Genomic DNA, 21485 nt, shown 5'->3' on the forward strand with positions numbered 1-21485 from the left:
TAATACTAATAATACTATGGAGGAGATACCATGAGCCGGATCGCCTTTTTCTCCATCCCAGCCCACGGCCACACCAACCCCACGGTGGAGGTGGTGCGCACCCTGGCGGCACGGGGCCACCGGGTGCGCTACTACTCCTTTGAGGAATTCCGGGGAAGGCTGGAGGGCGCGGGAGCGGAGTTTGTGCCCTGTGATTCCTATCTGCCCCCGGCGCCCCGGGACGTGGAGCGGCGCATCGGCCGGGACTTCGCCAGCCTGATCGGCATGGTGGTGGATGTGACGGCGGCCATGGAGGAGCAGGTGCTGGGGGAGCTGGCGGCGTTCCGGCCCCACTGCATCGTGGCCGACTCCCTGTGCATCTGGGGCAAGCTGTACGCCGAACGGCTGGGGATCCCTCTGGTGTGCTCCACCACCACCTTTGCCTTTGACCAGGTGACCGCCAGGGGGATGCGCCCCCGCCCCGGGGAGCTGCTCCGCACCCTGGCGGGTGTGCCCAGGATCGGGAAAAAGATGGCCCTGCTGCGGGCCCACGGCTACCGGGCGGAAAAGCTGACGGATCTGATCCAGAACGACAGCTCCACCGACACCATTGTCTATACCTCCCGGGCCTTCCAGCCCGGCGGGGAGCGATTTGGGGAGCGGGTGGCCTTTGTGGGGCCCGTCCTGCCGGAGCTCCCCGCCCCGGCGGAGCGGGGGAACCGGCCCCTCATCTATGTGTCCCTGGGCACAGTGATGAACCGGAACGCCCGCTTTTACCGGAACTGCGCGGAGGCCCTGGGGGGCGGCCCCTGGGACGTGCTGATGTCGGTGGGGAGCGGGGAGCGCGCGGCCTCGCTGGGGGCCCTGCCCCCCAACGTGCGGGCGGAGGCCCGGGTGGATCAGCTCCGGGTGCTCCAGGCCACCCACCTGTTTGTGACCCACTGCGGCATGAACAGCGTCAGCGAGAGCATCTGGCAGGGGGTGCCCATGGTGCTCTCCCCCCAGCAGTCGGAGGAGCGCATGGTGGCCCGCCGGGCCGCGGAGCTGGGGGCGGGGCTCCTGCTGAAGCGCTCAGGCCCGGCGGCCATCCGGGCCGCGGTGGAGGAGGTGCTGTCCCGCCGGGCGGACTACTGCCGGGCCATAGAGCCCCTGGCCGCCGGCTTCCGGGCCGCCGGAGGGGCCCTGCGGGCGGCGGAGCACATCGAGGGCGTGATCGCCCGGCGGAGCGGCGTGGCCCGCCCGCAGCTCCCATGACGGCGTCTCGGGACAGCAAAAAAGAGATGCGGATGAAAATCCGCATCTCTTTTTTGACGTTCAGGTTGTCTCCGCCTGGCCCAGATCCACCTCGGGCATCAGCTCCTGATCCACGATGGCCAGCATCTCCTCCAGCTTGGCGCACTCCTCGGGGGAGAAGCGCTCCCGGATGCGCTCGGTTACCATATGGACATAGTCGTTGCTGATGTTGTAGTAGTCCTTGTACTTCTGGGTAACCTGGAGGTGGTACTCCCGCTTGTCGTGCTCCGACTGGATCTTCTGGATATAGCCCTTTCGGATGAGACTGTTGATCTTGTAGGCCGCATTGGGCGGGGAGATCTTCATGAAGGAGGCGAACTCGTTGACGGTGGGGGAGCCCAGGGCCTGGATGGTCTCCATGGCGAAGGTCTCCACAGTGGTCAGGCTGGCCTCCCGGTTCTGAAAGCGGGCGAAGATCTCCTGGTAGAAGTGCAGCTTGAATTTGGTATACACGATTTCAAATTTCTCTTCCAGCATACTGGGCCTCCGCGTCCAAAGTGATAGGGGTTCTCTCTTCCTCATTGCGGAGGGGCAAGGGTTCAGGCGTTGGGGGCCAGGGCGAAGGTGAGCTCCGCCGTGACGGCGGCCTTGCCGTCCACGGTGGCCTTGGCCTCGGCCACCGCCACCGGGCCCTTCTGCTTGATGATGGTGCACTCCAGCTCCAGCACGTCGCCGGGGGTGACCTGCTTGCGGAAGCGGGCGTTCTTGATGCCGCCGAACAGGCCGATCTTCCCCTTGTTCTCCGGCATGGACAGCATGGCCACGGCGCCCACCTGGGCCAGGGCCTCCAGGATGAGCACGCCGGGCATCACGTGGTACTGAGGGAAGTGGCCCTGGAAAAAGGGCTCGTTGACGGTGACGCACTTGATCCCCTTGGCCCACTTGCCCACCTCGCCGTCCACGATGCGATCCACCAGGGCGAAGGGGTAGCGGTGGGGGATGATCTCCGCGATCTGATTGGAATTCAGCTGCAGCATCTCTCAGCCCTCCCACTTCTTAAACAGCACGCAGGCGTTGTGGCCGCCGAAGCCCAGGGAGTTGGACAGGGCGTATTCCACCTGCTGCTCCCGGCCCTGGTTGGGGATGTAATCCAGGTCGCAGGCCGGGTCGGGCACCTGGTAGTTGATGGTGGCGGGCAGGAAGCCGTCCCGCAGGCCCAGGGCGGTGAAAATGGCCTCCACCGCGCCGGCGGCCCCCAGCATGTGGCCGGTCATGGACTTGGTGGAGCTGACGGCCAGGCGGTGGGCATGCTCGCCGAACACGGTCTTGATGGCCGCGGTCTCGCCGGAGTCGTTGAGGGGGGTGGAGGTGCCGTGGGCGTTGATGTAGCCCACCTGCTCCGGAGACACCCCCGCATCGGACAGGGCCTGGGCCATGGCCCGGGCGCCGCCCTCCCCGTTGGGGGCGGGGGCGGTGATGTGGTAGGCGTCGCAGGTGGCGCCGTAGCCCACCACCTCGGCGTACACCTTGGCTCCCCGGGCCATGGCGTGCTCGTACTCCTCCAGCATCAGGATGCCGGCGCCCTCGCCCATGACGAAGCCGTTGCGCTCGGCGTCGAAGGGGATGGACGCCCGGTTGGGATCGTCCCCCACGTGGAGGGCCCGCATGGTGGTGAAGCCGCCCATGGACAGGGGGGTCACCGCCGCCTCGGCGCCGCCGCAGAGCATGACCTCGGCGTAGCCGTCCCGGATGTGGCGGAAGGCGTCGCCCACCGCGTTGGAGCCGCCGGCGCAGGCGGTCACCGGGCAGGTGCACATGCCCTGGAAGCCGGAGAGGATGGCGATATAGCCCGCGCCCATGTTGGCGATGGTGGTGGGGATATAGAAGGGAGAGGCCCGGTCGTAGCCCTTCTCCGAGCAGCGCAGGGTCTCGCTCTCGGCCATCTCGATGCCGCCCACGCCGCTGGACACGATGACGCCGCAGCGGGTGAGATCCTCCTGCTCACGGTTCAGGCCGCTGTCGGCCAGGCACTCCTTGGCGGCGGTCATGGCCAGCTGGATGTAGCGGCTCATGTGGCGCACGTCCTTCTTGTCCAGCACGGTGGTGGGATCCCAGTCCTTCACCTCGGCGGCCAGATGCACCTTCTGGGCGGAGCAGTCGTAGTGGGTGATGGGGCCGATGCCGCATACCCCGTCTTTGACGGCCTGCCAGGTATCGTCAGCGTTGTGGCCCAGGGGGGTGATGGCCCCCAGGCCGGTTATCAGCACTCTGCGTTTTTCCATATTACTTGTTGCTCCTCCTTGTCGAGCGGCGGCCGCCATGTATGGCGGCCCTACAAGAAACCAAGATTGTATCCGTTTGTAGGGCGGCCATATATGGCCGCCGGGTGCGGTTCAATGCCGCGGGGACACACGCCCGACGGCTCGCCGCTTCTCGCTGTCACGGCTTGCCTGCTCGCGACGCCCGGCTTCCCTCCGTCTCGGGCTGGTCTGCGGGCCGCCCTGCGGCCCTGCGCTCGCCCTCGCTCCGATCCATCCGGGCTGCTCCCGACGGCTCGCCGCTTCTCGCTGTCACGGCTTGCCTGCTCGCGACGCCCGGCTTCCCTCCGTCTCGGGCTGGTCTGCGGGCCGCCCTGCGGCCCTGCGCTCGCCCTCGCTCCGATCCATCCGGGCTGCTCCCGACGGCTCGCCGCTTCTCGCTGTCACGGCTTGCCTGCTCGCGACGCCCGGCTTCCCTCCGTCTCGGGCTGGTCTGCGGGCCGCCCTGCGGCCCTGCGCTCGCCCTCGCTCCGGTCCATCCGGGCTGCTCCCGACGGCTCGCCGCTTCCAGGTGTCATGCTTCGCGCCCTCCGCGACGGGCAACTGCTCACCGCTCCGCGAAAAACACCTCGCGCCTGTGGCGCGACTGCTTTTTCGTCTGCGCGGCTCGCTGTTGCCCTGCTCCCGGGCGCTCCGCACTTCTCCCTACATCCCCATTCCTCCGTCCACAGAAAGCACCTGGCCGGTGATATAGGCGGCCTCGTCGGAGGCCAGGAAGGCCACGGCGGCGGCCACGTCCTCCGGGGTGCCGGGGCGGCCCGCCGGGATGGCGGACAGCATGGCCTCCCGGGCGGCCTCCGGCAGGGCGGCGGTCATATCGGTGGCGATATAGCCGGGGGCCACCGCGTTGACGGTGATGCCCCGCCCGCCCAGCTCCTTGGCCAGGGACTTGGTCATGCCGATGACGCCCGCCTTGCTGGCGCAGTAGTTGATCTGGCCCGGGTTGCCCCGCAGGGCCACCACGGAGCTGAGGTTGATGATGCGGCCGTACTTGGCCTTCATCATGGGCCGGGCGGCGGCCTTCATGCACAGGAAGGTGCCCTTCAGGTTGGTCTCAATGACCGCGTCGAAGTCCTCCTCCTTGAGCATCATGGCCAGGTTGTCACGGGTGATGCCCGCGTTGTTGACCAGGATGTGCAGGCCCCCCAGCTCCTTGACGACGGTGTCGATCAGGGCCTTGACGGCGGCGGGGTCGGCCACGCTGCCCTGGACGGCCCGGGCCTGCACGCCCAGGGCCTCCAGCTCCTTCAAAGTCTCCTCCGCGGCGGCGGTGTTGCCCGCGTAGGAGAACACCACGTTGGCGCCCCGGCGGGCCAGCTCCAGGCAGATGGCCCTGCCGATGCCCCGGCTTCCGCCGGTGACCACGGCGGTCTTTCCAGTAAAGCTCATAGCGTTATCCTTTCAGCGCGGCGGAGAGGGCGTCCACGTCGGCGCAGGTCTCCACGGCATAGGTCTTGATGGCGGGGGCGGTCTTTTTCACAAAGCCGCTGAGGGCCTTGCCCGGGCCGATCTCCACGATGGTGTCCACGCCCAGCTCGGCCAGGCGGCGGATGGTGTCCTCCATGTAGACGGAGGACTGCACCTGCTTCTCCAGCAGGGCGGGGATGGTGTCGCCGGGGCCCATCTCACGGCCCAGGCAGTTGAACAGCACGGGGATGCGCATCTCCCCGAAGGTAATCTCCTTAAACTTCTCCCGCAGGGCGTCGCCGGCGGGGGAGAGGAGGGAGGTGTGGAAGGGCCCGCTGACCTTCAGGGGCATGCACCGCCTGGCGCCCAGCTCCTTGGCGATCCCGGCGGCCTTGTCCACAGCGGCCTGCTCGCCGCCGATGACCAGCTGGCCGGGGCAGTTGTAGTTGGCGATCTCCACCACGCCCGCGTCGGCGGCCTGCCGGCACGCCTGCTGCAGCTTCTCCCGATCCAGGCCCAGCACGGCGGTCATGCCGCAGGGGCGGCCGGCGGCGGCAGAGGCCATGGCCCGGCCCCGGAAGGCGGCCAGGGAGACAGCCTGCCCGGCGGTGAACACCCCGGCGCACTGGAGGGCGGAGTACTCGCCCAGGGACAGGCCCGCGGCGTAGGCCGGGGTGATGCCCTTTTCGGCCAGGATGGCGGTCATGCCGGCGGCGAAGGCCACCATGCAGGGCTGGGTGTACTCGGTCTGGTTCAGCACCCCGTTGGGGTCGGAGAACATGGTGGTTTTCAGATCAAAGTCCACGTCGGCGGAGTCCACCACGGCCCGGAAGGCGGGGTAGGCCTCATAGAGGTCGGCCCCCATGCCGGGGTGCTGGGTGCCCTGACCGGCGTACAGAAATGCCAGGCTCATTCGCTCAGCTCCTTCCGCACCTGCTCGTAGCCGGCCATCAGCTCCTCAAAGATCTGCCGCAGGGGCCTGATGGCGTGAACCATGCCGGCCACCTGGCCGGCCATGAAGCTGCCGGTGTCCACGTCGCCGTCGAACACCGCCCGGCGGAGGGAGCCCAGAGTCAGCTTCTCCATCTCCTCCAGGGGCAGATTCTGCTTCTCCATGCGCAGGTACTCCCGGGCCATCTTGTTCTTCAGCACCCGGACGGGGGCGCCGCCGGAGCGGCCGGTGACCACGGTGTCGTTGGCCCCCGCCTTGAGGACGGCCCCCTTGTAGTTGTCGTGAATGGGGCACTCCTCACTGGCCAGCAGGACGGTGCCCACCTGCACGCCGCAGGCCCCCAGGGCAAAGGCGGCGCACAACTGACGGCCGTCGGCGATGCCGCCGGCGGCGATGACGGGGACGCTCACCGCGTCCGCCACCTGGGGCACCAGGGCCATGGTGGTCATCTCGCCCACATGGCCGCCGCTCTCGGTGCCCTCGGCGATCACGCCGTCAATGCCGTAGCGCTCCAGCCGCTTGGCCAGCACGGGGGCGGCCACCACGGGGAACACCTTGATGCCCGCCTCTTTCCAGGCGGGGACGTACTTGCCCGGGTTGCCGGCGCCGGTGGTGACCACCTGCACGCCCTCCTCCACCACCACCTTGGCCAGCTCGTCGATGTGGGGGTTCATCAGCATCAGGTTGACGCCGAAGGGCTTGTCGGTGGCGGCCTTGGCGTCCCGGATCTCGGCCCGCAGGGCCTCGGCGTCCAGGCCGCCGCCGGCCACCAGGCCCAGGGCGCCGGCGTTGGACACGGCGGCGGCGAACTTGCCGGTGGCGATGTTGGCCATGCCGCCCTGGATAATGGGGAACTCAATCCCCAGAAGCTCGTTTAATTTCATAGATACTCCTTATGAAATGACTCCACGAGAAAGCCTCGCAGAGTTTCCCCGCCCGCAGGCGGGGAAATAAAATGAAATCCGTTTTCGGCCGCGACATGCGCGTGGACGAAAACACTTCTCAGCCCGCAAGTGTGAGTTTTATCCGGCTTCGCCGGATAAAACTTGCGCGCGGGGGGCTGCATCTCCCTCCAACAAGCGGCTCTGCCGCTTGTTGGAAGCTACGCCAGTTCCAGCAGCGCCCCCGCCCAGGTCAGGCCGCCGCCGAAGCCCACGCACAGGGCCCGCTGGCCGGAGCGCAGCTCCCCGCCGGTGATCAACTCGTCCAGCAGCAGGGGGACGCTGGCGGCGGAGGTGTTGCCGGTGTGCTCGATGTTGCCGGTGCACTTGGCCGGGTCGATGCCCAGCTTTTTGACGGCAAAGTCGATGATGCGCTGGTTGGCCTGGTGGAAGACGAACCGATCCACATCCTCCAGCCCCAGGCCGGCCTTGGAGAGCACCTCCCTGGCACAGCGGGGCACGGCCTCCACCGCGAAGCGGAACACGGGCTGGCCGTCCATGTGGATGTAGGAGGGGCGGTCGGAGTGGACGCCGGGGGCGTAGAGCACCTCGTCGTTGCCCCGGCAGCCCAGCACGGCGTGGAGGGATGGGTAGCCGGCCCGCCACTCCACCACGGCGGCGCCTACGCCGTCGCCGAAGAGCACGCAGGTGCCCCGGTCGGAGAAGTCGGTGATCCGGCTGAGCACCTCGGCCCCCAGCACCAGACCGTACTTCCGGGGCGCGGCGGCCAGGAGGCACTCGGCGGTGTGGAGGGCATAGACAAAGCCGGAGCAGGCGGCGTTCAGATCAAAGCACACCGTGTCCTCCGACAGGCCCAGCTCCCTCTGGAGCAGGCAGGCGGCGGCGGGGGTCAGGTAGTCGGGGGTGAGGGTGGCCACGATGCACACCCCAACCTCCTCCGGCTTCACGCCAGAGCGCTCCAGGGCCTGCCGGGCGGCGGCCAGGCAGAGGGAGGTATGGCTCTCTCCCTCCGCGCAGTAGCGGCGGGAGCGGATGCCGGTGCGGGTGGAGATCCACTCGTCGTTGGTGTCCACGATTTTGGCAAGATCGTCGTTGGTGACCACCTTGCTCGGCACGGCGGAGCCGGTGCCCAGGAGTTTGATTCCGCTCATGTGCGCTCCTTTCTCAGGGCCTTGGCGCCCATGGCCCGGAATTTCTTATACCGCCCGGCGGCCAGGGCCGCGCCGCTGAGCTTGCTCAGGGAGTTGAGCTCCCGCGCCAGGACGGTGTCCAGGGTCTTGTACAGAGTCTCTGGGTCGGTGTGGGCCCCGCCCGCGGGCTCGGGGATCACCTTGTCGACCACCTCCAGCTCCAGCAGGTCGGCGGCGGTGAGCTTCATCACCTCGCAGGCCTCCTCGCTGCGGGAGGAGTCCTTCCACAGGATGGCGGCGAAGCCCTCGGGGGAGAGGACGGAGTACACCGCGTTCTCCAGCATGAGCACCCGGTTGCCCACGCCCAAGGCCAGGGCGCCGCCGCTGCCCCCCTCTCCGGTGACCACGGAGATCACCGGCACGGTGAGGCTGCTGGACAGGGCCAGGGTGTGGGCGATGGCGTCCCCCTGGCCCCTGGCCTCGGCCTCCAGGCCGGGGTAGGCTCCGGGGGTGTCGATGAAGGTGATGATGGGGCGGTGGAACTTCTCGGCCTGGAGCATGAGCCGCTGGGCCTTGCGGTAGCCCTCGGGGGAGGGCATGCCGAAGTGGAAGGCCAGGTTCTGCTCCAGGGAGCGGCCCTTCCGGTGGCCGATGACGGTCACCGGCTTGCCGTGGAACAGGGCGATGCCGCCCAGGATGCTGCCGTCCTCGGCGCACAGGCGGTCGCCCCGCTGCTCGAAGAAGTCGGTGAACAGGTGCTCGATGAACTCCGCCGTGCCGGGGCGCTCCGGGTGGCGGGCCAGGGCCACCCGCTGGGCGGCCGTCAGCTCATTTGCCATGCTCGTCGCCCCCCTTTCCGTGGAGCTTCAGAATCTGCAAGAGGGTGGTGCGCAGCTGGGGCCGGGGGACGATGGCGTCCAGGAAGCCGTGCTCCAGCAGGTACTCGGCGGTCTGGAAGCCCTCGGGCAGCTTCTCGCCGATGGTCTGCTCGATCACCCGGGGGCCGGCGAAGCCGATGAGGGCCCCCGGCTCGGACAGGATGATGTCCCCCAGGCTGGCGAAGCTGGCGGTGACGCCGCCGGTGGTGGGGTGGGTAAAGACCGAGATATACAGCCCGCCCCTCTGGGAGAACCGCTCCAGGGCGGCGGAGGTCTTGGCCATCTGCATCAGGGAGAGGATGCCCTCCTGCATCCGGGCCCCGCCGCTGGCGGAGAAGAGGATCAGGGGCAGCCTGTACTTGTCGGCGAACTCCACCAGCCGGGTGACCTTCTCCCCCAGGGCGGCGGACATGCTGCCCATGAAGAAGCGGCTGTCGATGGCGCCCACGGCCACCCGCTGGCCGCCCATGCGGCCGGTGGCGGTGACCACGCCCTCGTTCATGCCGGTGCGGCGGCGGGCCTGATCCAGCTTGGCCTCATAGCCGGGGAAATCCAGGGGGTCGTTGGAGGCCAGGCCGGCGTCCAGCTCCCGGAAGGTGCCCTTGTCCAGGATCAGGCTCAGCCGGTAGTAGGCGCCCACGGGATAGTGATGGCCGCACAGGGGGCATACATAGCGGTTGGCCACCAGCTCCCGCCGGGGCACCGCCCTGGAGCAGGCCGGGCAGGTCTCCTCGGTCTGGGCCGGTGCGGGGGAGGAGCCCCGCAGGGCCTTCAGGGACAGCAGCTTCTGCCGCCGCTGGGCGAATACGCTGCTCATGCCTCACGCACCTCCCCGCTGCCGCTCCAGGCCAGGAGGGTGTCCATGTTGGCCTCCAGGAATCCGGTGGAGTAGTTGCCCCGCACGAAGTCGGGGTGGTGGAGAATCTGGTGGAGCAGGTCGATGTTGTTGGCCGGCCCCTCGATGATCAGCTCCTCCAGCGCCCGGCGCATCCGGCGGATGGCCTCCAGCCGGGTGGGGGCGTAGACAATCAGCTTGGCCATGAGGGAGTCATAGTAGGGGGGCAGCTCGTAGCCGTTGTAGAGGCCGGTGTCCACCCGCACGCCGTACCCGCCGGGCAGGTGGAGGAAGTCGATCCTCCCCGGGGAGGGCTGAAAGCCCTTGGCCGGATCCTCGGCGTTGATGCGGCACTCGATGGCGTGGCCCCGGAAGGCCACCTCCTCCTGGGTGACGGAGAGGGGCAGCCCGGCGGCGATGCGGATCTGCTCCCGCACCAGATCCATTCCGGTGACCAGCTCGGTGACCGGGTGCTCCACCTGGATGCGGGTGTTCATCTCAATAAAGTAGAAGTGGCCCTCCTGATCCAGCACGAACTCGATGGTGCCGGCGTTGACGTAGTGGGCGGCCCTGGCGGCGGCCACGGCGGCCTGGCCCATCTGCTCCCGCAGGGCGGGGGTGAGGGCCTTGGAGGGGGACTCCTCCAGCAGCTTCTGGTTGCGCCGCTGGATGGAGCAGTCCCGGTCGCCCAGCTGGATCACATTCCCCTGGCCGTCGGCCATGATCTGGAACTCGATGTGGCGGGGGTTGACAATCAGCTTCTCCAGGTACATCTCCCCGCTGCCGAAGCAGGCCACCGACTCGCTGCGGGCCTCCTCGAAGAGGGGGATGAGCTGCTCCGGGTCGTACACCCGGCGCATGCCCCGGCCGCCGCCGCCGGCGGAGGCCTTGATGAGCACCGGGTAGCCGATGGAATCGGCCAGGGCCTTGGCCTGCTCGGCGGTGTCCACCGCCCCGTCGGAGCCGGGCACCACCGGCACCCCCGCCTGCTGCATGAGCTTCCGGGCGGCGGCCTTGTTGCCCATGGCGCGGATCACGTCGCCGGAGGGGCCGATGAAGGTGATGCCGGCGGCCTCACAGGCGTCGGCGAACTCGGCGTTCTCGCTCAAAAAGCCGTAGCCGGGGTGGATGGCGTCGCAGCCGGTGGCCTGGGCCACGGTGAGAATGGCGTCCACGTTCAGATAGCTGTCCGCCGAGCGGGCGGGGCCGATGCAGTAGGCCCGCTCCGCCAGCTGGACGTGGAGGGCGTCGGCGTCGGCCTGGGAGTAGACCACCACGGGCTCGATATCCATCTCCCGGCAGGCGCGGAAGACCCGCACGGCGATCTCGCCCCGGTTGGCAATCAGAATACGCTTGAACATGGGCTCACCCTTCCCGGTAGCGGATCAGCGGCTCCCCGAAGGACACCAGGGCTCCGTCCTGCTGGAGCACGGCCTCGATGACGCAGTCGCAGGGGGCCTGCACCTCGTTCATCATCTTCATGGCCTCCATCAGGCACACGGTCTGCCCCTTCTTTACGTGGTCGCCCACCTGCACATAGGGAGCGGCGTCGGGGGCGGAGGCGGCGTAGAAGGTGCCCACCAGGGGGGCGGTGATGAACAGGCCCTCGGGCTCCGCCGCCGGGGCGGGGGCGGCGGCAGGCGCGGCGGCCTGGGCCGCGGGGGCGGCGTAAACCGGGGCGGCGGCCCCGCCGCCCTTGCCCAGCTCCAGGGAGAAGTCCTTGGTGGTCAGCTTGAAGCTGGTGGCGGCGCTGGCGTCAAACCGGGCCATCAGCTCGAAAATCTCTTGGTTGCTCATAGCGGCTCCTTTCGGAAAAAAGGCATCGGCAAAAGCCGATGCCCCGGTTCCTCAAATTACTCAGCGTGATCTTCCAGATACTTGACCAGATCGCCCACGGTCTTCATGTTGGGCAGCTCCTCGTCAGCGATGGTGACACCGAACTCCTCCTCCAGGGCCATGGACAGCTCCACGGCGGCCAGGGAATCGGCCTCTAGATCCTCGGCCAGACGGGCCTCGGGGGTCACCTTGTCGGCGTCGCAGCTCAGGGTCTCCACGATGATCTCTTTAACCTTCTCAAAATCCATGATAGATTCTCCTTCAAAAATAGTTCAGACATTTTACTTAAAAATTTTTAAGTAAAATAACTGAGGGATATTTTAACAGGAGATTTGGATTTGTCAAGATGGAACTTTGCAAAATAGTGGATTGCGCCAAAAATTCCGCCGGGCCGCCGGGGCGTGTGGGCAAAAAGAGGCAGGGAACACCCCGCGAAAGGTGGAAACGCCGCCCCTCCGCTCAGGGCGCCCAGTGGAATTGCTCCGCTCCGGCCCCCAGCTCAAAGTGATATTTCGCAATGCCCAGGTCAATTTTGCTGTAAAAGCCCAGCCCGGCCCCGGCTGACACGGCGTCCCCCCGGAGGGTGAAGCGGAACTTCTGCTGGTTCATGGCTGTGGGGGCCAGCAGCGCGGCCTGCACGCCATGCCGGAACCACTCCGGCATGGGCCCGTCGGCCTGGGCCACCTCCTCCGGCGCCTTGCTCCTGTGGCTCACGCCCTGGGTCTGGCCGTAACCGATGGCGATGACCAGCCGGAGGGCCTCGCCGGGGCCCACCGCAAAGGCCGTCTTGATCTTGCTGTAGGTCATGGCCACCCAGCAGGTGTTCAGGCCCATCTGCTGGGCCCGCAGCACCACCTTTTCGCCGTAGTAGCCGCACAGCTCATCCAGCTTGGGGCCCTTGGGGCCCACCAGGGCGATATAGTTCTTCACACCGGAGAATTTCCCATAGCGGGCCATCATGCCGCCGAAGCCCCGGGGCTCGTCCCACACCGGCTGCATGTGCAGGCCGCTCTCCCGGTTGCACTGGTCTATAAAGACCGACAACTCCTCCCGTACCTCCGGCGGGAGCGCCTTATCCTCATACGCGCGCACAGAGTGGCGCCGCTCCATTGCTTCCCATAGCTCCATCATTTCAGATGCCTCCCGTGCTGCTGCAGCTCGTCCGTTTCACTCCTGTCCGGCGCGGCTCTCATGACGCGCCGGATATGGGAGAACAGGCGGATGACCTTTTCGATCTCACCATCCTGGGGATCCAGATAGTAGTAGATACAGGTTCCCTCTTTTCTGGAGCGCACGACCCCGGCCTCCTTTAGGATCTGTATGTGGTGGGAGATGGAGGGCCTGGACAGATGGGTGCGGCGGGCCAGCTCAATCACCCGGCGGCCCCCGCAGGGGCCGTCCAGCAGAACATACAGAAGGTACTGCCGCGTCTCGTTCCCCAGGGCGTTGAGCAGCTTCTGGCAGTCCCGGAACTCCGATTGCAGGCGTGTCAGTTCCTGTTGCATGTTTTCCAAATCACTCACCTCCGGCCGGCGCGGGCTCCAGTCCGTCTGCTGCTGGAATGTGTACGGAGCAAAGCCGCAAAGCGGTTTATTCAGCGGACATTATTGTAGCATAAAATTGGGCCCGGCGGTTGATTGGTAAAGAAAATAGAGACGGAGTTTCACCGGAGCCTCCGCCGGTGCGGGGAGACAGGCTGTTGTGTCCCGGCGGGAAACGTGGTAGGATAGGGGGGCAAAGGAGGCGCATAGCCATGAAGGTATTCATCAGCGCGGACATCGAGGGCACCGCCATCACCGCCACCCGGGAGGGGTGCCGCCCGGGGGAGTTTGAGTACGAGCACAGCCGCCGGGAGATGACGGCGGAGGTGGTGGCCGCCGCCGAGGGGGCCCGGGCCGCCGGGGCCGACCTGGTGGTGGTGAAGGACGCCCACGGGCCGGGGCTCAACATCCTGCCCGAGGAGCTGCCCGAGTATGTCCAGCTCATCCGCAGCTGGAGCCACGCTCCGGAGATGATGGTGGAGGGCCTGGACGAGAGCTTTGACGCGGCCCTCTTTGTGGGCTACCACAACGCCGCGGCGGAGGAGGGCAACTCCCTCAGCCACACCATCAACGGCGGGGTGGTGCACCGCATCACCGTCAACGGCCGGCCCGGCTCGGAATTCCTGATCTACAGCTGGATGGCCGCCTGGTACGGGGTGCCCAGCGTGTTTCTGGCCGGAGACCGGGCCCTGTGCGAGGTGGGAAAGACCCTCCACCCGTCCCTGGTCACCGTGCCGGTGAAGGACGACGTGGGGGGCCGCTCCCAGGGGCTGAGCCCCGCGCTGGCCCACCGGCTGATCCGGGAGGGGGCGGAGCGGGCGCTCCGGCAGGATCTGGCCGCCGCCCGCATCACCCTGCCCGAGCACTTCCGGGTGGAGCTGACCTACAAGAGCCACCGGGACGCCTACACCAAGGGCTTCTACCCCGGGGCGGAGCGGGTGGACGCCGTGACCCTGGCCTACGAGGCGGATGACTGGTACGAGGTCAACCGCTTCCTCCTGTTCGCCATTTGACGGCTTCAAAGGCTAATATTCTAAAGACAGGGAGACGATTCATGTTCAAAAAGCTCGACCTGCACGGCATCCACTGCATCGCGCCGGTGCCCGGAAGCCGCAGCCCGGCGTGGTACTGGGGCAGCGACTTTGCCTCCGGGGATCTGTACGAGGCGGAGGAGCTGTTTCGCGGGGGACACCCCGTCCGCGGCAACCGCCTGGTGTTTGTCCGCTACCCGGAGGGCCGGGTGGTGGAGCCCATCGCGGGGAGGGAGGGGCGGTACTTCGGCCGGCCCTGCTTCGATGGGGGAAGGCTGTACATCCTGCTGGCGGACTTTCCCGGGGGGCGGATTGAAATCCACCGGTACGATGACGGGACCGGGCAGACGGACCTCCTGGCCGCCATCCCCCTGGACCAGGTACCGGACTGCTACAATCTGCTGCTGTTCGGCTCCCCCCTCCTGCTGACCCGGCAGGGGAACGACGGGAAGTTCCAACTCCTCTGGCCGGACAGGTCGGAGTTCCCCCTGGAGGACAGCGGCGCCTTCCTGGGCCGGGGGGAGGACGGCCGGCTGTATTTCAGCCGGTGGTTTGAGGAGCCGGACGGCTCCGATTACCGGGAGGAGGTGGTGGTGCGGCGGTACCCCGCCGGGGAGGTGCTGGAGGTGATTCCGGGCACCCTGTGGGAGATGCCCGACGGCCAGCAGTGGATTCTCCAATAGCATATGTGAAAACAGAACGTGCCGCCCGGCAAACCGGGCGGCACGTCTGTTGTGTGGGGGGTGTTGTCGTAAGTAGCCGCCCCGGCTGGGGCGGCAGGGGCGGTCAGTTCCGGCAGCAGCCGCAGGAGCCGCTCCCATCCCCGTCCTCTGCGGTATCCCACAGGAAGGCGGGGTAGGAGACATACACCGGCCAGCGGGTGTTGACGGCGGAGCCTCCGCCGGGAAAGACGGGCAGCTCGGGGAAGGAGGGCAGGGTGGAAATCCCGCCGTTTCCGGCGGTGGAGCCGTTTCCGCAGCAGCAGCGGCGGCAGCAGCAGTTCTGCCACTGACAATAAGACATGAGATATTCCCCCATACAGATGTCGGCGGGGGAAACCCGCCGCATCAGCAGTATACGCCGCAGGGGGCCGGCGGGTGCGTGGACAAAAAAGCCGCCGAACCAGAGGTTCGGCGGCGGTGGGTACATCTGACCGTCCTATGTTAGGCGGCGACCACGTTGACCGCGCGCAGCTTGTCGGCGTTCTTGGGATCGGGCTCCACATCATAGGTGACCTTCTGGCCCTCCTGCAGGGTCTTGAAGCCGTCGCACACGATGGCGGAGAAGTGGACGAACACGTCGTCGCCGCCCTCGTCGTTGGAGATGAAGCCGAAGCCCTTGGTCTCGTTGAACCACTTGACAGTACCGTGATACATGAATGGTACCTCCTGAAAAGATTTTGATCTAAATGACATAGAAAAAACCCACATGCCTGTTGTTCGTCTGAAGAAGCGACGATGACTACAAACATGTGAGTTCAGGCCGTGCATTTAGACTACTTGATATACTATACCACCAATTCCAGATTGCGTCAAGAGGAAAGCGCAGGAATCTGCGGCAGAGGGTGTAGGAGTACAATACATATTGGACAGAAGAATAAAAAAGGATGAAGGATAAGGCCTCATCGGTTAAAGTTGGAGTTGCAGACAACAACTTGACGAGAGGGGGCCATATCCTTCATGAGCAAGAGTATAACACAGGACATGGCATATCGGCAATCCCTGATGAAGTACGCGGAGAAATACGGCGTCAGCCGGGCAAGCCGGAAGTATAACAAAAGCCGGTCGTATATCTACTTTTGGAAGAAACGCTGGGACGGCAGAGCAGAATCCCTGGTTTGCCAGTCCCGGCGGCCCCACAGCCATCCAAACCAGCACACAGAAGCAGAACTAAAACTGATCCGGGATATGCGCCGCCGCAATCCGAATCTGGGTATGGTGGAGTTGTGGCACCGGCTGCGGCAGCGAGGCTACACCCGCCGCCCAGAGAGCCTGTTCCGGGTGATGAGAAAGCTGGGGCTGTTCTCACCTAAAGAGAAGAAAACGGCCTACAAGCCAAAGCCCTACCAGCAGATGACCTATCCCGGCCAGCGGGTTCAGGTAGATGTGAAGGTGGTCCCCCGCCGCTGCATCACCGACTCGGAACTCCGCCTGTTTCAGTACACCGCCATTGATGAGTTCACCCGCCTGCGCTTCCTGGCCGCCTACCCGGAGCAGTCCACCTTTTCCTCCGCTGACTTTCTGAAAAAGCTGTCCAAATGGTACGCCCGCCGGGGAATCCGCGTGGAATGTGTCCAGACGGATAATGGCTTTGAATTTACCAATCGTTTCTCCAACAGCAAGCGGGATCTCCCTACTCTGTTTGAGTCCGCCGCCGCCCAACTGGGTATCCGCCACAAGCTCATCCGGCCTTATACGCCTCGCCACAACGGCAAGGTGGAGCGCAGCCACCGTGAGGACCAGAAACGCTTCTATTCCTGCCACAGTTTTTACTCCCTGGATGACTTCGCCAGACAGCTCGCTGTCCACAACCGCCGCTCCAACAACTTCCCCATGAGACCGCTTAGTTGGCTTTCTCCGAACGAATTCACTGTCCAATATGTTTGACAAACCTACAAAAGCGCAGGAATCTGCGGCAGAGGGCTATACCTGCTCCCGGTCGGTGTTCTCCGCGATCAGGCGGCGGATGGACTCGGCGGGATAGGACAGCAGCCGCCCGTACTCCCAGGCCACCTGGCTGCGGTTGCCGCCGAAGTAGGCCCCCTCCGCCACCAGGGCCGCCTTGCGCTCCTTCAGGCGCAGGTACTCCTCCAGCACATGGCCGGCCCGGTAGAACAGGATGTTGTGCTTGCCCCGGTTCAGGGACAGGGGGAACAGGTCGGAGAGCAGGGGCTCGTCCTCTATGTAGAGCTGGTTTCCGTACCGCTGGCACAGCTCCCGGGCATAGGGGAGCAGGGCGTCCCGCTCCTCCGCGCTGTCCATGGGGTGGCTGAGGGCCAGAGATTTGACGCCGGCGTACACCATTTCGTTGAAGCAGTCGATGACGCCGCACTGGTAGGAATAGGAGTCGATGTTGCGCATGGTTGGATGCCTCCCGTCTTGTCTCCCCTATTGTACCCTTTCCCACAGAAAATGGCAAGGGAGAAGGACAGGGAAATCCAGGAAGTTATGTCGGATTTTCGCGGGCCCATCCCCGGCAGCGCTCCACGGCCCGGTGCCAGTCCGCCAGCAGGCGCTCCCGGTGCCGGGCGTCCATGGCGGGGGAGAAGGTGGTGTCGCACCGCCACAGGCGGGAGAGCTCCTCCCGGCTCTCCCACACGCCGGCGGCCAGGCCGGCCAGATAGGCCGCCCCCAGGGCGGTGGTCTCCCGGATGGCGGGACGCAGCACCGCCCGGCCCAGGATATCCGCCTGGAACTGCATGAGGAAGCCGTCCCGGCTGGCGCCCCCGTCGGCCTTCAGGCTGGTGAGGGGCACCCCGGTGTCCGCCTCCATGGCCCGGGCCAGGTCTGCCACCTGGTAGGCGATGGACTCCTGGGCCGCCCGGGTGATGTGCTCCCGCCGGGTGCCCCGGGTGAGGCCGATGAGCATGCCCCGGGCGTACATGTCCCAGTAGGGCGCCCCCAGCCCCGTGAAGGCGGGCACCAGGTACACGCCCCCGTTGTCGGGCGCCTTCCGGGCGTAGTACTCCGCGTCCCGGCTGTCGGGGAAAAAGCGCAGCTCGTCCCGCAGCCACTGGATCACCGCGCCCCCCACGAACACCGAGCCCTCCAGGGCGTACTCCACCTTGCCGTTGAGGCCCACGGCAATGGTGGTCAGCAGGCCGTTCCTGCTCTCACAGGGGGTATCCCCGGTGTTCATCAGCAGGAAGCAGCCGGTGCCGTAGGTGTTCTTGGCGTCCCCGGGGGAGAAGCAGCCCTGGCCGAAGAGGGCGGCCTGCTGGTCGCCGGCCATGCCCGCGATGGGGATGCGTACCCCCTGTATGTCGGTATAGCCGTAGATCTCGCTGGAGGAGCGCACCTCCGGCAGCACGGAGCGGGGGATGTCCAAAGCCTCCAGCAGGGTGTCGTCCCAGTCCAGCCTGTGGATATCGAAGAGCATGGTGCGGGAGGCGTTGGTCACATCGGTGACGTGAACCGCCCCGCCGGTGAGCTTCCACACCAGCCAGCTGTCCACCGTGCCGAAGAGCACCTCCCCACGCGCCGCCTTCTCCCGCGCCCCCTCCACGTGATCCAGCAGCCACTTGAGCTTGGTGGCGGAGAAGTAGGCGTCGGGGAGCAGGCCGGTGACGGCCCGGATGTGCTCCTCCAGCCCGTCGGAGCGGAGCTGATCCACCAGCTCCGCCGTGCGGCGGCACTGCCACACAATGGCGTTGTGCAGGGGCCGGCCGGTGGCCCTGTCCCACAGGATGGTGGTCTCCCGCTGGTTGGTGATGCCGATGGCGGCAATCTCCGGCGGCTCCACCCCCGACCGGGCGATGGCCTCCATCATCACGCCGTACTGGGTAGACCAGATCTCCATGGCGTCCTGCTCCACCCAGCCCTCCCGGGGGTAGTACTGGGTCAGCTCCTTCTGGGCCACGCCCAGAATGTTCTGTTCCCGGTCGAAGAGAATGGCCCGGGAGCTGGTGGTGCCCTGATCCAGGGCCAGGATGTACTTGCCCATATTAAGCGCCTCCTGATGGAGAGATGTTGTGAAGGGTGAAGCGGGCCCGGTCTGCGGTGAGCACACCCTCCCGCTGGAGGGCGCCGATGGTGCGGGACAGGGCGCTGCGATCCACGCACAGGTAGTCGGCCAGGGCCTGCCGGTCAAAGGGGACGGTGACGGTGCGCCGCCCCGTCCGGTCGGACAGCTCCTCCAGATAGGCCAGCAGCCGCTCCCGGATGGTGCGGCCGGACAGGTGGTTCAGCTTGCCCGCCAGATGGAGGTTCTTCTCCGCCAGCACGGCCAGCAGGTTGGCAATCAGCCTGGCGTGGCAGCCGCAGGCGGCGGAGCAGGGGGAGGAGATGCGCCGGCAGTCCAGCAGAAGCACCGCCGCCTCGGCCTCCGCCGTGACGGTCACCGGCAGGCTCTCCGCCCGGGCGCAGGCATAGGACTCGGCAAACAGGCCGCCGGGCCCCATGCTGCCCATGACCACCCGCTGGCCGTCGGCCCTGGCCCGGCTCACCTGCACCTGACCGGTGAGCACCACCCCCAGATGGGTGGCGGGCTCACCGGCGCGCAGCACCGCGGCCCCCTTTTGGTAGCGCCGCAGCTGACCGCCCAGGCAGTCCACCGCCGCCAGAATCTGTTCATCCTCCATGCCGCGAAACAGCGCCGCCCGGCGCAGCGCACCCAGATAGGCCTGCATCGTATCCTCCCCGTTGCAGCAGCAACCTTTTCTGCTCTGATCCTATCAGACCCCCGGGAAAAAGGCAAGATGAAATGGCGGCCCGGCTTGCAAAATGGCGGGGAAGCTGGTACAATCAGAGCAGTACACACAGAATGGCGGTGAAGAAATGGGTGGCCTGTTCTCCGTGGGGGTATTGCTGATTATTGTAGGCGTCCTGTTCCTGCTCATCCCCCTGGACATGCTCCGGAAGGTATTCCGCCGGATGCGCTCCAAAATGGGAACCAAGGTGGGCGGCGTGGTGCTGATCATCGCGGGCATTGTGCTGATGCTCTACAAGTGAAACCGGAGCGACACAGAGGGGCCGCCGGCGTATGCCGGCGGCCCCTGTTTACAGCCGGGAGAAGAGCCCGCGCAGCACGCCGGAGGCCCACAGCTGCCGGGCCAGCACCCCGGCCAGGGGGGCGAGCACCATGCCGGCCACCCCGAAGGCCCGGAAGCCCACATACATGCAGGCCAGGGCGGCCAGGGGCGGCAGCCCCACCCGTTTCCCCACCAGCCTGGGCTCCAGCAGGCTGCGCACCAGGGTGACAACTCCGTAGAGGAGCAGCAGCCCCAGGCCAAGCCGGACATCTCCCAGCAGCAGGGCGATGGCTCCCCAGGGGAGCAGCACCGTCCCCACCCCAAAGACGGGCAGGGCGTCCACCAGGGCGGTGAGCCCGGCCAGCAGCAGGGCGGGCTCCACCCGCAGAAGGAAAAAGCCCAGAGCCAGCTCCCCGAAGGTGAGCAGCATCAGCAGCCCCTGGGCCCTGAGCCAGCCGCCGAAGGCCGTTTTCAGGCCGCCGGACACCCGGCCCAGCCGCTCCTGCCAGGTGCCGGGCATCAGCCGCCGGAGGGAGGCGCGCAGGAGGGCGGCCTGCGCCTGGTAAAATAGGCGGCCAGGAGGGTGGTAAAGAGAAAGAGGGCGGCGGAGGAGGGCGGCGGCCAGGCCGGCGGCCCCTCCGCCAGGGCCTGGAGAGCCGGCCGGGCAGGGCGGCCTGGCGGGCCAGGTTCTCCAGCCCCTCCCGGGCGGCGTCCTGGAGGGGGAGGGGCAGGGCCACCAGGAAGCGGTAGGCCCACCCCTCCAACTCCTCCGCCAGGGCGGGAAGCCCGGAGAGCAGCACGGGCAGGCGGGCCACCAGCCGGGTCAGCTCATACCAGGCCCGCCACAGGGCCAGGGCCAGCAGGCCCAGCAGGGCGGCGGCCAGCGCGGCGGTGCACAGGGCGGCGGCCCCCCACCGGGGCAGGCGGAGCCGCCGCATGAGAAGGCCCACGGCGGGCTCCAGCAGGGCGGCCAGTCCCCAGGCCAGCAGAAAGGGGAGCAGCCAGGGCAGCAGGAAGCGGACGCACAGCCACAGCCCGGCCAGGGCCAGGGCGGCGTAGAGGAGGCGGAGGAGGAAGCGCAGGTGCCTGTTTTCCGGCAAAAAGACGCCTCCTTCCCCGATAATATGTAGGATTCCACAAAAAAGCGCGGACAGATCTGGAAGAAATCGGCGGGATTGGCGGAGGTTGGCCCTTGCGGCGGGGCGGGTGGATGTGCTACAATAGACCACAAGCGGAAAACAAATGGCCTTCCGCTGTGGACACATAAAGCGGGAGGTGCATAGTATGGGAAAAACGCCGAGCTATTTTATTGTGGAGGCCGGCGCGCTGCCCGAGATTTTCCTGAAGGTGGCGGAGGCCAAGCGGCTCCTGGAGACCGGTGAGGCCGAGACCGTCCACCAGGCGGCCCAGCAGGTGGGCATCAGCCGCAGCGCCTTTTACAAGTACAAGGACGCGGTGCGGCCCTTCAACGACATGCTCCACGGGCGGATCGTCACCTTTCAGTTCCTGCTGAAGGACGAACCGGGGGTATTGTCCGCCGTCCTGAATATCTTTGCCCAGACAGGCGGAAATATTCTCACCATCAACCAGTCCATCCCGGCCAACGGCTGCGCGGCGGTGACGGTGGGGGCGGAGACCTCCGGCCTGTCCCTGCCGGTGGAGGAGCTGATGGAGCGGGCCCTGCGGATGGAGGGCGTGCTGCGCTGTGAGATTCTGGCGGGCTGAGTGCCCGGATGTGAGGAGGAGAGACAGAG

Annotated in this window: 26 protein-coding genes and 1 pseudogene; 6 read left to right on the forward strand and 21 right to left on the reverse strand. The window is 66.7% G+C overall.

Features of this window, described 5'->3' with window-relative positions:
* Positions 1–30 precede the first annotated feature (30 nt).
* Positions 31–1233: a macrolide family glycosyltransferase gene (locus B5E42_RS04275; RefSeq protein WP_087236982.1), complete on the forward strand. Its 1203-nt coding sequence runs from the start codon at positions 31–33 to the stop codon at positions 1231–1233.
* A gap of 60 nt (positions 1234–1293) precedes the next feature.
* Here the strand turns inward: B5E42_RS04275 and B5E42_RS04280 are convergent, their stop codons facing one another.
* From B5E42_RS04280 to B5E42_RS04345, 14 genes are all read right to left on the reverse strand, one after another.
* On the reverse strand, positions 1294–1749 hold the full coding sequence (locus tag B5E42_RS04280) for a MarR family transcriptional regulator (protein ID WP_087236984.1): 456 nt from the start codon (positions 1747–1749) through the stop codon (positions 1294–1296).
* A 62-nt stretch (positions 1750–1811) separates the two neighbouring features.
* Entirely contained in the window at positions 1812–2249 is a 438-nt protein-coding gene (gene fabZ, locus B5E42_RS04285) for a 3-hydroxyacyl-ACP dehydratase FabZ (protein ID WP_087236986.1), read from the reverse strand.
* 3 nt (positions 2250–2252) lie between these two features.
* The gene (fabF, locus tag B5E42_RS04290) at positions 2253–3494 is read right to left on the reverse strand and encodes a beta-ketoacyl-ACP synthase II (RefSeq protein WP_087236988.1); all 1242 of its coding nucleotides are present in this window, start codon (positions 3492–3494) and stop codon (positions 2253–2255) included.
* Between the two features lie 681 nt (positions 3495–4175).
* Entirely contained in the window at positions 4176–4919 is a 744-nt protein-coding gene (fabG, locus tag B5E42_RS04295) for a 3-oxoacyl-[acyl-carrier-protein] reductase (RefSeq protein WP_087236990.1), read from the reverse strand.
* A gap of 4 nt (positions 4920–4923) precedes the next feature.
* On the reverse strand, positions 4924–5850 hold the full coding sequence (locus B5E42_RS04300) for an ACP S-malonyltransferase (protein WP_087236992.1): 927 nt from the start codon (positions 5848–5850) through the stop codon (positions 4924–4926).
* Positions 5847–6773, reverse strand: coding sequence for a nitronate monooxygenase (locus tag B5E42_RS04305; RefSeq protein ID WP_087236994.1), 927 nt, complete (start codon positions 6771–6773; stop codon positions 5847–5849). The genes B5E42_RS04300 and B5E42_RS04305 overlap by 4 nt, the downstream gene beginning before the upstream one ends.
* Before the next feature lie 218 nt (positions 6774–6991).
* On the reverse strand, positions 6992–7942 hold the full coding sequence (locus tag B5E42_RS04310; protein ID WP_087236996.1) for a beta-ketoacyl-ACP synthase III: 951 nt from the start codon (positions 7940–7942) through the stop codon (positions 6992–6994).
* Complete coding sequence (locus tag B5E42_RS04315; RefSeq protein ID WP_087236998.1) at positions 7939–8760, reverse strand: acetyl-CoA carboxylase carboxyltransferase subunit alpha; 822 nt, start codon at positions 8758–8760, stop codon at positions 7939–7941. The genes B5E42_RS04310 and B5E42_RS04315 overlap by 4 nt, the downstream gene beginning before the upstream one ends.
* Entirely contained in the window at positions 8750–9616 is an 867-nt protein-coding gene (accD, locus tag B5E42_RS04320; RefSeq protein WP_087237000.1) for an acetyl-CoA carboxylase, carboxyltransferase subunit beta, read from the reverse strand. Before accD ends, B5E42_RS04315 begins: the two co-directional genes overlap by 11 nt.
* Positions 9613–10995, reverse strand: a complete 1383-nt coding sequence (gene accC, locus B5E42_RS04325) for an acetyl-CoA carboxylase biotin carboxylase subunit (protein WP_087237003.1) — start codon at positions 10993–10995, stop codon at positions 9613–9615. The genes accD and accC overlap by 4 nt, the downstream gene beginning before the upstream one ends.
* 4 nt (positions 10996–10999) lie before the next feature.
* Positions 11000–11431: an acetyl-CoA carboxylase biotin carboxyl carrier protein gene (accB, locus tag B5E42_RS04330; protein ID WP_087237005.1), complete on the reverse strand. Its 432-nt coding sequence runs from the start codon at positions 11429–11431 to the stop codon at positions 11000–11002.
* A 56-nt stretch (positions 11432–11487) separates the two neighbouring features.
* Positions 11488–11718: an acyl carrier protein gene (gene acpP, locus B5E42_RS04335; RefSeq protein ID WP_087237007.1), complete on the reverse strand. Its 231-nt coding sequence runs from the start codon at positions 11716–11718 to the stop codon at positions 11488–11490.
* A gap of 211 nt (positions 11719–11929) precedes the next feature.
* Positions 11930–12601: a nitroreductase family protein gene (locus B5E42_RS04340; RefSeq protein WP_343214175.1), complete on the reverse strand. Its 672-nt coding sequence runs from the start codon at positions 12599–12601 to the stop codon at positions 11930–11932.
* Entirely contained in the window at positions 12598–12975 is a 378-nt protein-coding gene (locus tag B5E42_RS04345; RefSeq protein WP_242967027.1) for a metalloregulator ArsR/SmtB family transcription factor, read from the reverse strand. Before B5E42_RS04345 ends, B5E42_RS04340 begins: the two co-directional genes overlap by 4 nt.
* Positions 12976–13223: 248 nt before the next feature.
* Here B5E42_RS04345 and B5E42_RS04350 point away from each other — a divergent pair, with 248 nt between their 5' ends.
* Together B5E42_RS04350 and B5E42_RS04355 are read left to right on the forward strand one after the other, a co-directional pair.
* On the forward strand, positions 13224–14024 hold the full coding sequence (locus B5E42_RS04350; protein WP_087237011.1) for a M55 family metallopeptidase: 801 nt from the start codon (positions 13224–13226) through the stop codon (positions 14022–14024).
* Between the two features lie 41 nt (positions 14025–14065).
* Entirely contained in the window at positions 14066–14725 is a 660-nt protein-coding gene (locus tag B5E42_RS04355) for a hypothetical protein (RefSeq protein ID WP_087237013.1), read from the forward strand.
* Positions 14726–14828: 103 nt separating this feature from the next.
* On the opposite strand, the gene B5E42_RS04360 is transcribed toward B5E42_RS04355, so the two are convergent.
* Entirely contained in the window at positions 14829–15065 is a 237-nt protein-coding gene (locus B5E42_RS04360) for a hypothetical protein (protein WP_141242457.1), read from the reverse strand.
* 140 nt (positions 15066–15205) lie between these two features.
* A complete protein-coding gene (locus B5E42_RS04365; protein WP_009259878.1) occupies positions 15206–15418 on the reverse strand; it encodes a cold-shock protein in 213 nt (70 codons plus the stop codon).
* A gap of 327 nt (positions 15419–15745) precedes the next feature.
* On the opposite strand from B5E42_RS04365, the gene B5E42_RS04370 reads away from it, so the two are divergent.
* A complete protein-coding gene (locus B5E42_RS04370; protein ID WP_242966978.1) occupies positions 15746–16648 on the forward strand; it encodes a DDE-type integrase/transposase/recombinase in 903 nt (300 codons plus the stop codon).
* A gap of 36 nt (positions 16649–16684) precedes the next feature.
* Here B5E42_RS04370 and B5E42_RS04375 read toward each other — a convergent pair whose 3' ends face one another.
* From B5E42_RS04375 to B5E42_RS04385, 3 genes are all read right to left on the reverse strand, one after another.
* Entirely contained in the window at positions 16685–17122 is a 438-nt protein-coding gene (locus B5E42_RS04375) for a hypothetical protein (protein ID WP_087237017.1), read from the reverse strand.
* Positions 17123–17207: 85 nt separating this feature from the next.
* Positions 17208–18704 (reverse strand): glycerol kinase GlpK, encoded by a 1497-nt coding sequence (gene glpK / locus B5E42_RS04380; RefSeq protein WP_087237020.1) that lies wholly within the window; start codon positions 18702–18704, stop codon positions 17208–17210.
* A gap of 1 nt (position 18705) precedes the next feature.
* Complete coding sequence (locus tag B5E42_RS04385; protein ID WP_087237022.1) at positions 18706–19389, reverse strand: Crp/Fnr family transcriptional regulator; 684 nt, start codon at positions 19387–19389, stop codon at positions 18706–18708.
* Positions 19390–19537: 148 nt separating this feature from the next.
* On the opposite strand from B5E42_RS04385, the gene B5E42_RS19295 reads away from it, so the two are divergent.
* Entirely contained in the window at positions 19538–19711 is a 174-nt protein-coding gene (locus tag B5E42_RS19295) for a hypothetical protein (protein ID WP_191379444.1), read from the forward strand.
* A gap of 48 nt (positions 19712–19759) precedes the next feature.
* Here the strand turns inward: B5E42_RS19295 and B5E42_RS19495 are convergent, their stop codons facing one another.
* Positions 19760–20251 carry an AI-2E family transporter gene (locus tag B5E42_RS19495; protein WP_242967011.1) on the reverse strand — a complete coding sequence of 164 codons (492 nt, stop codon included), beginning with the start codon at positions 20249–20251 and terminating at the stop codon, positions 19760–19762.
* A gap of 280 nt (positions 20252–20531) precedes the next feature.
* Positions 20532–20996, reverse strand: a pseudogene (locus B5E42_RS20020) (hypothetical protein); the annotation flags it as partial.
* Between the two features lie 19 nt (positions 20997–21015).
* Between B5E42_RS20020 and B5E42_RS04395 the strand changes: the two are divergent.
* The gene (locus tag B5E42_RS04395; RefSeq protein WP_087237025.1) at positions 21016–21456 is read left to right on the forward strand and encodes an ACT domain-containing protein; all 441 of its coding nucleotides are present in this window, start codon (positions 21016–21018) and stop codon (positions 21454–21456) included.
* Positions 21457–21485: the final 29 nt, after the last annotated feature.

The sequence above is a fragment of the Flavonifractor sp. An10 genome (assembly GCF_002161215.1).
Classification (GTDB): Bacteria; Bacillota; Clostridia; order Oscillospirales; family Oscillospiraceae; genus Flavonifractor; species Flavonifractor avistercoris.

Bases quoted from the DNA above. Each gene is read 5' to 3' on its own strand.
- B5E42_RS04365 (WP_009259878.1), bottom strand. From the start codon at position 15,418: ATGTATCACGGTACTGTCAAGTGGTTCAACGAGACCAAGGGCTTCGGC.
- accB (WP_087237005.1), bottom strand. From the start codon at position 11,431: ATGAGCAACCAAGAGATTTTCGAGCTGATGGCCCGGTTTGACGCCAGC.
- B5E42_RS04345 (WP_242967027.1), bottom strand. From the start codon at position 12,975: ATGCAACAGGAACTGACACGCCTGCAATCGGAGTTCCGGGACTGCCAG.
- B5E42_RS04355 (WP_087237013.1), top strand. From the start codon at position 14,066: ATGTTCAAAAAGCTCGACCTGCACGGCATCCACTGCATCGCGCCGGTG.
- glpK (WP_087237020.1), bottom strand. From the start codon at position 18,704: ATGGGCAAGTACATCCTGGCCCTGGATCAGGGCACCACCAGCTCCCGG.
- accD (WP_087237000.1), bottom strand. From the start codon at position 9,616: ATGAGCAGCGTATTCGCCCAGCGGCGGCAGAAGCTGCTGTCCCTGAAG.
- fabZ (WP_087236986.1), bottom strand. From the start codon at position 2,249: ATGCTGCAGCTGAATTCCAATCAGATCGCGGAGATCATCCCCCACCGC.
- B5E42_RS19495 (WP_242967011.1), bottom strand. From the start codon at position 20,251: ATGCCCGGCACCTGGCAGGAGCGGCTGGGCCGGGTGTCCGGCGGCCTG.
- accC (WP_087237003.1), bottom strand. From the start codon at position 10,995: ATGTTCAAGCGTATTCTGATTGCCAACCGGGGCGAGATCGCCGTGCGG.
- B5E42_RS04280 (WP_087236984.1), bottom strand. From the start codon at position 1,749: ATGCTGGAAGAGAAATTTGAAATCGTGTATACCAAATTCAAGCTGCAC.
- B5E42_RS04385 (WP_087237022.1), bottom strand. From the start codon at position 19,389: ATGCAGGCCTATCTGGGTGCGCTGCGCCGGGCGGCGCTGTTTCGCGGC.
- fabF (WP_087236988.1), bottom strand. From the start codon at position 3,494: ATGGAAAAACGCAGAGTGCTGATAACCGGCCTGGGGGCCATCACCCCC.
- B5E42_RS04375 (WP_087237017.1), bottom strand. From the start codon at position 17,122: ATGCGCAACATCGACTCCTATTCCTACCAGTGCGGCGTCATCGACTGC.
- B5E42_RS04350 (WP_087237011.1), top strand. From the start codon at position 13,224: ATGAAGGTATTCATCAGCGCGGACATCGAGGGCACCGCCATCACCGCC.
- B5E42_RS04300 (WP_087236992.1), bottom strand. From the start codon at position 5,850: ATGAGCCTGGCATTTCTGTACGCCGGTCAGGGCACCCAGCACCCCGGC.
- B5E42_RS04360 (WP_141242457.1), bottom strand. From the start codon at position 15,065: ATGTCTTATTGTCAGTGGCAGAACTGCTGCTGCCGCCGCTGCTGCTGC.
- fabG (WP_087236990.1), bottom strand. From the start codon at position 4,919: ATGAGCTTTACTGGAAAGACCGCCGTGGTCACCGGCGGAAGCCGGGGC.
- B5E42_RS04340 (WP_343214175.1), bottom strand. From the start codon at position 12,601: ATGATGGAGCTATGGGAAGCAATGGAGCGGCGCCACTCTGTGCGCGCG.
- B5E42_RS04275 (WP_087236982.1), top strand. From the start codon at position 31: ATGAGCCGGATCGCCTTTTTCTCCATCCCAGCCCACGGCCACACCAAC.
- B5E42_RS04370 (WP_242966978.1), top strand. From the start codon at position 15,746: ATGGCATATCGGCAATCCCTGATGAAGTACGCGGAGAAATACGGCGTC.
- B5E42_RS19295 (WP_191379444.1), top strand. From the start codon at position 19,538: ATGGGTGGCCTGTTCTCCGTGGGGGTATTGCTGATTATTGTAGGCGTC.
- B5E42_RS04305 (WP_087236994.1), bottom strand. From the start codon at position 6,773: ATGAAATTAAACGAGCTTCTGGGGATTGAGTTCCCCATTATCCAGGGC.
- B5E42_RS04310 (WP_087236996.1), bottom strand. From the start codon at position 7,942: ATGAGCGGAATCAAACTCCTGGGCACCGGCTCCGCCGTGCCGAGCAAG.
- acpP (WP_087237007.1), bottom strand. From the start codon at position 11,718: ATGGATTTTGAGAAGGTTAAAGAGATCATCGTGGAGACCCTGAGCTGC.
- B5E42_RS04395 (WP_087237025.1), top strand. From the start codon at position 21,016: ATGGGAAAAACGCCGAGCTATTTTATTGTGGAGGCCGGCGCGCTGCCC.
- B5E42_RS04315 (WP_087236998.1), bottom strand. From the start codon at position 8,760: ATGGCAAATGAGCTGACGGCCGCCCAGCGGGTGGCCCTGGCCCGCCAC.